This window comes from Sorangium sp. So ce367 (assembly GCF_051520455.1).
Lineage (GTDB): Bacteria > Myxococcota_A > Polyangia > Polyangiales > Polyangiaceae > Sorangium > Sorangium cellulosum_B.
Window position 1 is genome coordinate 6,534,429 of the sequence record NZ_CP150334.1, and the last position, 11,494, is coordinate 6,545,922.

Here is an 11,494-nt window from a genome sequence, read left to right on the forward strand (position 1 = left end):
GGCCCATCTCGGCGTTTTCGGCGCGCAAGCGCACTCCGGTGCGCTGAGCACCGAAAACGTCGAGATGGGCCCGTATCCGAAGCGGGTGACCGTCGCTCTAGCGGCGCGTGAGCCACGAGGCGGTGGAGCCGGCGGCGCGGCCGAGCAGATCGCCGGCGATGTCGATCAGCGCGGGCGGGGCGGGCGCGCCGAGATCGCGGCCGAGATCGAGGAGGATGCGGTCGACGCACTCCATCGCGCTCGAGGCGGCGAGATCCATCCCCGCGCCGCGCCCGCCGGCCGCGCGCCCTGCGAGGTACAGCCCCCGCACGGGCGTGTACACCGCCGGCCGCGCGCGGCCGACCTGGCCAGGCGTCTGCGCCGTCCCCGACGCGAGCTCGCCGCCAGGAGCGCCCGCCTCTCCGTCCGCGGATGATCCGTCGACGAAGATCGCCTGGGAGAGCACGCCGGGCACCGCCGCCGACAGCGCGCGCAAGAGCTCGTCGACCGTCGCGCCGGGTCCGCCGCGCGAGGCGCCGCCGCTCCCACCCGGTACGGCGCACGCGCAGAGGAGCTCATGTCCAGGCGGCGCGAGCGACGGGTCGAAGCGCGTCGGCGCGAGGCAGTAGAACGGAAACGCCGGCGCGCCGGCGCCGCCCGCGAGACCGGCGAGCGCGCCCGCCGGGACGAGCCGCTTGCGCAGCCCGATCTTGACCTCGACAAGCCTCGGCTGGGGCGCGATCGCACGGACGCGCGCCACGTAGGCGTCGGGGAAGTGCGGCTCGCCAACGAGGCCCGACACCGTGCGCAGGAGCCCGGCCGCGCTCACCACGATGCGCGCAGGGAGCGCCGTTCCGTCCTCGAGCTCGACGCCCTGCACGCGACGATCGCGCACCAGCACGCGGCGCACGGTCGCGCCCGTCCACACGGCAGCGCCGAGCTCCCGGGCCAGGCGGCAGAAGACCTCGGGGATCCGCGACGCGCCGCCCTCGGGATAACGCTGCCGGCCGGCGCGGGCGAGCCGGCGCAAGGAGAACAGCGCCTCGCCCGCGGACGCCTCGGCTCCTGGCAGCAGCAGCGGCAGGCCAAGCAGGCCGCCGAGCCGAGCAGCGGCGGCGGCGCGCGGGATGAAGCGGGCCACGTACGCCTCGGCCGTCACGTCGTCGCACGCGGCCAGATCGACGTCGCGCATCGCCGCCGCGTGCGCGAAGAGACGCGCGGCGCCCGCGGCCTCCAGCGGCGTGAGATCGAGGCCGCGCGCGAGATCCAGGGCGGTCCCGGCGAGCCGGAGGAGATCTGCCTGCAGGACGACGCGGCGAGCGCGCGCGGCCCCGGCGCGGGCGCCCGTGAAGCAGAGCGCCGCCGGCTCGTCGCTCTGCTGGAACGTGATGGCGTCGCCCTGGCCCACGCGGCGGAGCACGTCGCCGAGCGGGCCTTGCTCGCCACAGCCGAGCATGTGCGTGACTGTGTCGACACGGAAGCCGTCCCTCTCGTAAGCGGCAGAGGAGCCGCCCAGGCGGCGCTCCTTCTCGACGAGCAGGGTCGGGATGCCGGCGTGCGCAAGGAGGAGCGCCGCGGCAGCGCCGCCGACGCCAGAGCCGATCACCACCGCGCGCAAGGGAGCCTCGTCCATGACGTCACGAGAACATATCGCGGAGAGCCCGCGCGGCGCGCGCCGTGCCGCCGGCAATCTCGCGGAAACCGCGCTGGAATCACGCTAGCAGGCGCTAACAGACGCGAGACCACGCGAGACCACGCGAGGGGTGGCCGCGGGATGCGAGGAGGCGCGTGGACCACGTGGGAGGACGCGGGGCCGCGCGAGGAGACATCGGGCTACGCGGAATCACGCAGGGCAAGGCAGCGCAGCACACCACGATTCGACAAAGCGCCGAGGCGCGCGCCGAGCGTTGACCCTCGAGAGCGGCCCCCCGTAGAGTGTAGCCTTGCAGCCGACGTGCCCGCTATGAAGACCTGCCCGCAGTGCCATCAGCGTTACCCGGCCGACAGCGCCTTCTGCTTCATCGACGGCTCATCGCTCGTCTCCGAGAAGGATCCCCGCATCGGGACGTCGATCGCGGGTCGCTACGTCATCGAGCTCGGCCTCGGGATCGGCGGGATGGCCACGGTCTACAGGGCATACAACAAGCTGATCGGCACCCCGTGCGCCATCAAGATCCTGAACCGCGAGTTCGCGCAGGACACGACGACGCGGGAGCGCTTCCGGCGCGAGGCACGGCACGCGCAGCGGCTCGCGCACCCGAACATCATCGAGATCTTCGATCAGGGCGACACCGACGACGGGCTGCCGTTCCTCGTGATGGAGCTGCTCCAGGGGACGAGCCTCGCCGACGTCGTGGAGCGCAGCCGGGTGCCGCTCGCGCGGGCCCTGCCCATCTGGGTGCAGATGGCGCGCGCCCTCGGCCGAGCGCACGACTTCGACGTCGTGCACCGCGATCTCAAGCCGGAGAACGTGTTCCTGATGAAGGGCGACTGGGTGAAGCTCCTCGACTTCGGCATCGCCCGCTGCGCGCAGGACGCGCGCCTCACGAACCTCGGCGAGATCTTCGGCACACCGCAGTACATGGCGCCGGAGCGCAGCACGACGATCGACGCTGGCCCCCCGGCGGACCTCTACTCGCTCGGGGTCATCATGTTCGAGATGATCACGCAGCGGCTGCCGTTCGACGCCCCGGATCCGGCGAGCTGGATCCTGAAGCACATGAACGAGCAGCCGCCGCACCTCAAGGAGCTCGCTCCGGAGATGCCGGACGCGCTCGACCGCCTCGTCAGCGCCCTGATGGCGAAGGAGCCCTCCGAGCGCCCCGTCGACGCGTACCGCGTGCTCGCGGAGCTCGAGGAGATCGCGACCGCGAGCCGGATCGCGCTCCCCCCGCCGCCGGAGGCGATGCCGCGCGACTCGGCGGTGCGCTCGAGGGGCGCCGGGCGCGATCCCTGGGTCAGCCGGCTCGAGCTGTTCGAGCGGATGACGGCCCGCGCGTTCGGCGCGTCGGCGCCGGGGGAGATCCAGCGGCAGCTCGAGGCGCTGCGCGGCGTCGTGCGGGAGCACGCCGACCTCCGCTCGAGGGCCCTCGACGAGCAGCGGCGCCTCGAGGGCGTCGCCGAGGAGTGGCGCGACGGCCGGATGCAGATCGGGCGGGCGATGGACGCGCTCACGGTCGACGCCTCGCTCACGCGCGAGGAGGCCCGGTCGTTCCGCGCCAGGGTGGCGCCGCTCAGCGCGGCGACGCAGGCGTTCGTCCCCGAGGTGCTGATCGCGCACAAGGAGGCCGTGCGCTGGGAGGGCCGGTGCGGGTTCGCCGAGCCCTACCTCGAGCTCGCCGCCAGCTACCGCAGGCTGGCCGAGCTCGTCGAGGGCTGGTATGCGTCGCGCAAGGCGGACTACGAGGCGGAGAGCGAGGCGATCGCCCGCGAGCACGAGGTGGCCGAGGTGGACGCGCAGATCAAGAAGCTGCGCGAGCGCCTCGAAGAGCTCGACCGGCAGCTCGAGGCGCGGCGACGGGAGTCCCAGGAGCGCATCGCCGAGATCGGGCGGAGGGTCGATCAGCTCGACGCCGAGCTGCTCCACCTGGCCAGCCGCTTCTGCGCGCCGCTCCGGTCGAAGCCGGAGCTCGGCACGCTCTTCGTGGAGCTCGAGCGGCTCGCCGGCTGACCGCTCCGCTCCGGCGCGCCTCGGGCGCACATCGTGGCCGCGTGTCGCAGGTCGTGGCGCTCCGGCGAGGACTTCCCTTCGGCGCGCGTGGATCGGGCTCGGATGCGCCCCCGCGGAGCTCGACCCGGCGGCGCGGCGTTCCTCCGCCGCCCGCCGTCGCGCCGCGCGCCAGCACGGTCGCCGCGCCCCGTGCGTACTAAGCTACCCGCCGTGACGCCCGATCCCGCACCCGAGGCGCGGCGCTCCTCGGCACCGCGCCCGCCGCGCGCGCCGGGACGCGCGCGCCGCGCTGCGTCCGCCGTCGCGGCGGTGCTCGGGCTCACGCTGACGTTCGCGGGCGCCGCGGCCGTGGGCGTCGCGCTCCACCTCGACACGCCCGCCGCGCGCCGCGTGGCCCGCGACGCCACGAACCGGCTCCTCGGCTCGCTGTTCCAGGGGCGGATCGTGGCTGACGAGATCGACGCGCTCGGCCTGGGCGGCGTGCGGATCCGATCGGCGGTCGCGCTCGATCCACGGGGGAACAAGGTGATCCGCGCGAGCGGCCTCGAGGCGCGCGCCGACGTGCTCGCGATGCTCCGCGGCGCGCTCTTCGGCGCGGGCGCGCTCCACATCGAGGTCCCGTACATCCGGGTCGAGCAGGCCGACGTGCTGGTCCAGGACAACGGCGCGGGGGGCGTCACCCTCGGCGACACGTTCACGCCGCTGCCGCCGCGAAGCCCGCCCTCGTCCAAGCCCGAGGGGCCTCCGCGCGACGTCGTCGTCGCCCTCTCGCACGTCGAGATCGGGCGCGGGTGGGTCCACGGGCAGGTCGCTCCGCCGCGCGCGCTGGACGCCGATGTCAGCCGGCTCTTCGGGTCGGTGCACATCGGCCCGGAGGGCGTCGCGGTCGACGTCGATCAGACGGGCCTCGTGGATCGCGCGTTCCTGCCGGCCAGGACGGCGGGCACGGCGAACTACCACCTCCGCGCCGGGGACAAGGTCCGGATGTGGAGCAGCTTCGCCGGTCGGCTCGCCGACGTCGAGATCACCGCGCGGGCCGTGCTCGACGAGGAGCACCTCGAGGCGCAGGCGAGCGTCCCGCGCGCCACGCCGGAGCAGCTGCGGAGCCTCCTCCCGGATCACCCCCTCACCGAGCCGATCTCCGCGCGCGTGGCCGTGGACGGGCACCTCCCTCAGCTCGACGTGGTGGCCTCGGCCTCGGCGGATCCTGCGGGCCCGGCGGGCGGCGGCCTCGCCCTGACCGGGCGGCTCGACGTGGCGGGGCCCGTGCGGCTCGACGCGGAGGTGCAGGCGCGCGACGTCGATCTGCGGCTCTTCGGCGTGCGCCTCTCGCCCGATATGGCGAGCGGCGCGGCGCCCGTACCGGCCGGAACGGCGCCCGCCCCGGCCGGCGCGGCGCCCACCCCGGCCGGTACGGGCGCCGCGCCCGCCCGGCCCCGCGCCGTACCCACCCTGACCCACGCCGCGCCCGCCCTACCCCGCGTTGCGCCCGCCCGGCTCCGCGCCGAGGCGACGAAGCCCGCACCGGATCGCGGCTCCGAGCCGGCGCCCTTGATCACCGCGGACGGCCGGGTGCACGTCGAGCTCGGCGACCTGCTCCGGCTCTCCGTCGAGGCGCGGACCGAGCCCACCGCGCTGCTCGGGCAGCGCGTGCCGGCGGCGGACGTCCACCTCGTGCTCGACCGCGGAGAGCTCCACGCGCGCGTGCACCTCCACGAGCCGGGCGCGCCGATCGACGCCGCCGTCTCCCTCCTGCCGGGCGGGCAGGGCCTCCACTTCGCGGCGACGGCCGACATCCCGGCGTTCGCCGCGGCGCCGCGCCTCGCCGGGCCCGTCGACGGCGCCGGCCGCGTGCGCGTCGAGGGGAGCCTGCGCAAGGGAGCGCTCGACGCGCGCGTCGAAGGCGCGTTCGCCGGGCTCCGGGTCGGCCAGGACGTCGCGCTCGCCAGCGCGCGCGTCGCGGGGCGGGTCTCCGGGCCGATCGACGCGCTCGCGATCGACGCCTCGCTCTCCGGGAAGGAGGCGCTCGCCGGCGGCCACACGGTCGACGAGGTCACCGCGCAGATCTCCGGCCCGCTCGCCTCGCCGAAGCTCCGCGCGACGCTCACCGACGGCGACGACTCCCTGAGCGCCTCCGCGCGGCTGGCCACCACTCCCCTCGCCCTCCGCGACCTCGAGCTCCAGCTGAAGCGCGACGGCGCCGCGGTCGCGGGGAAGATCACGGCGATCACCTCCTCGGCCGGCGGGCTCGCCGTCGAGGGGCTCGATCTCTCCTCGGCCGAGCTCGGCTCGCTGAAGGGCCGGCTCGCGGTGCGGGGCGATGACGTGACCGGACGCCTCCGAGGCGACGGCATCGACGTCGGCCGCGTGGCCCGGCTCCTCGGGCTCCCGATCCGCGTGCGCGGGCGCGCGGAGGTCGACGTCGCGCTCGATCGGGACCGCGAGGCCGGTCGCTCGGGCCACGTACGGCTCGGCCTAACGGGGGGCGAGATCGCGTTCCTGTCCGGCATCTCGGCGCAGCTCACGGCGACCTTCGAGCGCGACCAGATCAAGGCCGACGGGTCCGTGCGCATCGACGCGAAATCGCCGCAACCGAACGGGAACGGCGGGCAGCCGCCGAACCGCGCGTGGAACGACGCCCTGCCGCGGTGCGCCGGCACCCTCGCGAGCGTGCGTGTGTCCGGCGCCGAGGGCACGCTGGAAGGGCCCCTCCTGCGCGCGAAGACCTGGACGACCCTGGTCGGGAAGGCCGAGGTCGCCGCGAACGACTGGGACCTCGGCTGCCTCGCGCAGCTCACGCCGATCGGGCACATCGTGAGCGAGGTGCGCGGCAAGCTCACGACCAGCTTCGGGGTGTCGCGCGCGGCCGGCGAGCCGTTGCCTTCGCTGCACGACGTGCTCGTGCGGACGCACGGCCTCGCGCTCGCCGGTCCTCATCGGCTGGGCGCCGAGCGCCCGGCCTGGGAGTCGCGCTTCGTCGACGCGCAGCTCAAGGGCTCGTTCAGCGGCGCGACCGGCAAGGCGGACGCCGCGCTGACCCTGTACGACGGCGGGCTGCTCGCCGACGTCTCCGGCGCGATCGAGCTCGACCTCGAGGCGCTCACGGGGCCGCCCGCGGACCGGTGGTCGTCGCTCCTGCGCTCGCCCATCGCCGCGCACGCCTCCATCCCGCGGCGCGGGATGGACCAGCTCACCACGCTGCCCTCGTTCGTGCGCGAGGCGCTCCCGCCGCTCGCCGGCGAGGTGCGGATCGACGCGTACGCAAGCGGCACGATCGAGCGTCCGTTCCTGACGGCGCGCACCCTCTGGTGGGGCTTGACCTATGCGCCGCCGGGCGCCTCGAGCGCGACGGATCTCCTGTTCCCCACCGATCTCGACGCGTGGCTCACGTACGACAGCGAGAAGGCCACGCTGGACGCGCACGTCACGCGCGGCGCGGCCGAGATCGCGACCGTGAGCGCCCAGGTGCTCGCGCCGCTCGAGCGCCTGCTCGCGGACGTCCCGGCGCGCGCGCTCAAAGGCGCGCCTCCGCCCCCGGCGTGGACGGGCTCCTTCCGCGCGACGCTGCGCGAGGTCCCGCTCGGCGAGATCCCCCTGCTCGCCGACAGCGGCATCGCCGGGCGCGTGAGCGGCGAGATCGAGATGCGCGGCCTCAACATCGCGCCGTCGCTCAAGGCGCGCCTCACGGTGCCGGGCGTCACGCTCGGGAGCGACCTCGCCTTCGAGCGCGGCGTGCTCGCGCTGCGGATCGACCAGATGCGCGAGGCCGGGCGCGGGAACCTCCGCGTCACCGAGCTCGCCCTCGAGGGCCAGCGCGGCGGCAAGCTCCGCGCGAACGCCTTCGCGAGCGTGCGCTTCCGCGGCGGGTTCATCCCGGTCCTCGACGGCGAGCGCACGGACCTCGCCATCTCCGCGGAGCGCTTCCGGCTCGCGGCGCTCCAGCCGCTGGTCGGCGGCCTGCTGAGCAAGGTCGACGGGACGCTGGACGGCAACCTCCGCATCGAGCTCGGCGGCCCGTCCGACGCCGATGGCAACCTCCGCGCCCAGCTGGAGGTCAGGGACGGCGTCGTGCACATCCCGGAGCTCGGGCAGGAGCTGCGCGACGTGGCCGCCCGCGTCACGGCCGAGGGCGGCGTCGTCCGGATCGAGGGCTTCCGCGCGGCGGGCACGACCGGGATGGCGCAGGGCTGGGCCCTGTTCCGCCTCGCCGGGCTTTCGCTGCGCGACGGCGCCGGGGCGCTGACCATCGCCGAGGACCAGGCCCTCCCGCTCACGCTCGAGGGGGTGCCGCTCGGGACCGCCTCCGGGGCGCTGTCGTTCATCGCGGAGAAGAAGCCGGGCGAGCTCGCCCTGTACGCGACGGTCCCCACGCTCCGCGTCTCGCTGCCGGCGACGAGCAGCCGCGACGTCCAGCCGCTCGGCGACAACCCCGACATCTCCGTCTCGCAGCCGCTCGGGCCGGCGAAGCAGCGGCGCGCGGCGGACGCGCTGCGCTACTCCGTGGCGTTCGACGTGCGCGACGCCTTCGTCAGCGGCGCGGGGCTAAGGCTGCGCCTGCAGAGCGCCGAGGACGCGCCGCCGCGCGTCGTGATCGGAGAGGACACGCGGGTGTCGGGCGGCATCGTGGTCACGCGGGGCGAGCTCGAGATCTACGGCAAGGCGTTCGAGATCGAGGGCGGGCGCGTGCGCCTGCGCGAGGAGGAGGCGTCGAACCCGCACCTGAACGTCACGGCGCACTGGGACGCCCCCGACGGCACGCGCATCCACGTCGCCTTCAACGGCAACCTCCGGCCCATCACCGACAGGTCGCTGCGCTTCACCTCGAGCCCGCCGAGCTCGCAGCAGGACATCCTCGCGCGGCTCCTGTTCGGCGCCGATTTCTCGGAGGGCGCGCAGGCCGCGGGCTCCCAGACGCCCGCGGGCCTCGCGGCCGGCGGCGTCGCGGCGTCGGTCGGCAGCGAGATCGCGTCGGCGCAGTTCAACGCGCTGCTGAGCGGCATCGCGCCGCTGCGCGGGCTGACGACGCGGTTCGGGACTACGTCCGAGGGCGCGCTGCGGACGAGCCTGGTCTACCGGCTGAGCGACAACCTGACGGCGCAGGCGACCTTCCAGGAAGGCGCGCAGCAGAGCGCCGCGACGGTCTCGAGCGGGCCGACCCCTGGCGGGACGGCGAGCGAGCGCGGCACGCAGACCGAGGTCACCATCGACTGGCGCTTCAGCGAGCACTGGACGCTCCGCGGCACGGTGGGCGTCGACGCGCGCCAGGCGACCTCGGGCATGCTCGACCTGCTCTGGCAGTACCGGTACTGAGCCGAGCGCGGCCGCATCGGCCCCGCGCGACAGCGACCCCCTCGGGAGCTCCGGCGCGCGGGGCTAGCGCGCGGCCCGCGGGGGCAGCGTGACCTCGCGCCCGCCGACGCAGAGCGTGGGCGGCTCGGCCTCGACGAGCAACGGGGCGAGCTGCGTCTGCGCGTGGCGCGAGAAGCGCGCCTCGAGCGCGCCGCTCCGGGCGCGCGCGTACACGACGCCGTCCTCGCCGAGGGAGAGCGTCGCCGGATCGAGCGGCTCCTCCGTGCCGTCGAACAGGAGCAGCGAGACCGCGCCGCCCTCGCCGATCCGGAGCGCGTCGACGAAGAGCGGCGCGTCGTCGACCTGGAAGTAACACCAGTCGTAGCCGTTCGTGAGGATCGGCCGGCCGTCGTCCGGGTGCCGCCCGATCCAGGACCGGAGCCCGCGCTCGATCGCCGGATGGTCAACCCGGGCGCCGTCGTGCCAGAAACGGCCCTCGCGATCGAGCCGGATCGAGCTCTCGCGGGAGGTCCCTGGGGGCGGCGCGAAGCGGAAGAAATCGGGATGGTCGCCGGGTTTCATGGGTCACCTCGCAGGAGAGATGCGGCCCGGCGCGGTGAATCGCAAGGAGCGCAAGGAGCGCGGGCAGCCCGCGGCGCGGAGTACTATAGCGGGCCCATGGGAGCCCAGACGGTAGAGGTCGGCACGGACGAGCACCTGCGCGAGACGCGGGCGTACTACGACGAGTTCTCGGCGCGCTACGAGGCCCGGCGCGGAGGGCGCGATCCCGGGGGCTACCACGACCTCGTCGACGCGCTCGAGGTCGACTTCGTGCGCCGCTTCGGCGAGGGCCGCGACGTGCTCGAGGTGGGGTGCGGGACCGGGCTCCTGCTCGCGCGGATCGGCGCGTTCGCGCGCGCCGCGCGCGGGGTCGATCTCTCGCCCGGCATGCTCGAGCGCGCCAGGGAGCGCGGGCTCGACGTCGTGGAGGGGAGCGCGACCGACCTGCCGTTCGCCGACGAGAGCTTCGACGTCGCGTGCTCGTTCAAGGTGCTCGCCCACGTGGAGGACGTCCGTCGCGCGCTGTCGGAGATGGCGCGCGTGGTGCGGCCCGGCGGGCACGTGATCGCCGAGTTCTACAACCCCTACAGCCTGCGCGGGCTCGTGAAGCGGCTCGGCCCGGCGGGCGCCATCAGCGACAGGACCCGGGAGAGCGCCGTCTTCACGCGCTTCGACGCGCCGAGCGCCGCCGCCGCCCTGATGCCGGACGGCGTGCGCGTCGTCGCCTCGCGCGGGGTGCGCATCGTGACGCCGTTCGCGGCCGCGATGCGCGTGCCGGGCCTCGGGCGCCTCCTGCACAGGGCGGAGTGGGCGCTGTGCGACACGCCGCTCGCGCAGCTCGGCGGGTTCTGGATCGCCGCCGCGCGGAAGGCGTGAGCCGCGCGGCGCCCCCGGTCAGAACCGTCCGGTGAGCCCCGCGACGATGCCGCCGGGGACCACGGAGATCGTCGGCGCGGCGGTGAAGCTCGGCGGCGGCGGCACGGGGCGCGTCCGGAAGGAGACCCGCTCCGGGACGAACGTGATCTGCGCGTGGGCGATCCCGGCCGCGACGAGCGTCGCGAACGCCCCGAAGGCCACGCGGTTGACGGCGGCAGCGGTCCCGATACGGCTGTTCAGCGCGTCGATGTCGACGCTCTGCCCCGAGGGCCTCTGCGAGACGTCGACGTTCTCGTAGCTGGCCAGCGCGAACGCCGAGACGATCGAGGTCCCGCCGGCGACGGCCTGGCTCACCAGGAAGAACCACCCGAGCCCATCGTCGCCGTTCTGGAACTGCCCCACCCCGAAGGGCAGCATCGCGGTCCAGCGGGAGTTCTGCGCCACGACCCGCTCGCGCCCGGCGAGGCGATGGATCTCGGCGACCCAGCGGCGCTCGTCCTCGCGGCCCCGCTCGACCCGCAGCCGCGCCGCGCGCTGCGCCTCGGCCTTCTGCCGCGTCACCTCCTCGATGCGCGCCCGGATGCGCGCCCGGACCGCGGTGAACCGATCGATGACCTCGGGCTGGAACACCGCCGGGTTCGGCGAGTACACCGGGTTGTCGAGGAGGATCTTCTCGATGTACGCCTCGGCCTCGCTCGTGCGCCGCAGCGCCACGAGCGCCGCGGCGGCGAGGCCGCGCGCCCGCTCGACCAGGCCGGGCTCGGAGATCCTGCACGGCTTGCCCTCCGCCTCGATCGGGCCGCGCTCGCAGGGCGCGTTCGCGGGATCGAGCATCGCCGCGAAGCGGCTCACGGCCTCCTCGTAGTGCCCGGCGTCGAAGCGCGTCTTGGCGAGCTCGAACTGCTGCACGTCGTCGGCGCGCGCCGGCGCCGCGAAGCAGAGCGCGAGGGCGGCGGCGGCCACCGCCGCGAGGCGCCGCGGCGCGCGCAGGGCGCGGCAGCCCCCGACCGATGGGAAGCGAGCGCCGGGAGATCTCCTGCCTGGAGTTCGCGCAGCCATGCGGAAGGGGTGCGCCGTGATGTAGCGGAGTTTGGACGGGGATGCTGAGAATTCCGGAGC

At 75.0% G+C, this 11,494-nt stretch carries 6 protein-coding genes; 3 read left to right on the top strand and 3 right to left on the bottom strand.

Annotated features, from left to right (window positions below):
- Nucleotides 1-97: 97 nt before the first annotated feature.
- Entirely contained in the window at nucleotides 98-1,612 is a 1,515-nt protein-coding gene (locus tag WME97_RS24810; RefSeq protein WP_437555272.1) for a phytoene desaturase family protein, read from the bottom strand.
- A 330-nt stretch (nucleotides 1,613-1,942) separates the two neighbouring features.
- Between WME97_RS24810 and WME97_RS24815 the strand changes: the two genes are divergently transcribed.
- Both WME97_RS24815 and WME97_RS24820 read left to right on the top strand, forming a co-directional pair.
- On the top strand, nucleotides 1,943-3,649 hold the full coding sequence (locus tag WME97_RS24815; RefSeq protein ID WP_437555274.1) for a protein kinase domain-containing protein: 1,707 nt from the start codon (nucleotides 1,943-1,945) through the stop codon (nucleotides 3,647-3,649).
- Nucleotides 3,650-3,859: 210 nt separating this feature from the next.
- Nucleotides 3,860-8,959: a translocation/assembly module TamB domain-containing protein gene (locus tag WME97_RS24820; RefSeq protein ID WP_437555276.1), complete on the top strand. Its 5,100-nt coding sequence runs from the start codon at nucleotides 3,860-3,862 to the stop codon at nucleotides 8,957-8,959.
- 63 nt (nucleotides 8,960-9,022) lie between these two features.
- Here the strand turns inward: WME97_RS24820 and WME97_RS24825 are convergent, their stop codons facing one another.
- Complete coding sequence (locus WME97_RS24825) at nucleotides 9,023-9,520, bottom strand: hypothetical protein (protein WP_437555278.1); 498 nt, start codon at nucleotides 9,518-9,520, stop codon at nucleotides 9,023-9,025.
- Between the two features lie 96 nt (nucleotides 9,521-9,616).
- Here WME97_RS24825 and WME97_RS24830 point away from each other — a divergent pair, with 96 nt between their 5' ends.
- Complete coding sequence (locus tag WME97_RS24830) at nucleotides 9,617-10,375, top strand: class I SAM-dependent methyltransferase (protein ID WP_437555280.1); 759 nt, start codon at nucleotides 9,617-9,619, stop codon at nucleotides 10,373-10,375.
- Nucleotides 10,376-10,393: 18 nt separating this feature from the next.
- On the opposite strand, the gene WME97_RS24835 is transcribed toward WME97_RS24830, so the two are convergent.
- A complete protein-coding gene (locus WME97_RS24835) occupies nucleotides 10,394-11,434 on the bottom strand; it encodes a hypothetical protein (protein WP_437555282.1) in 1,041 nt (346 codons plus the stop codon).
- Nucleotides 11,435-11,494 lie beyond the last annotated feature (60 nt).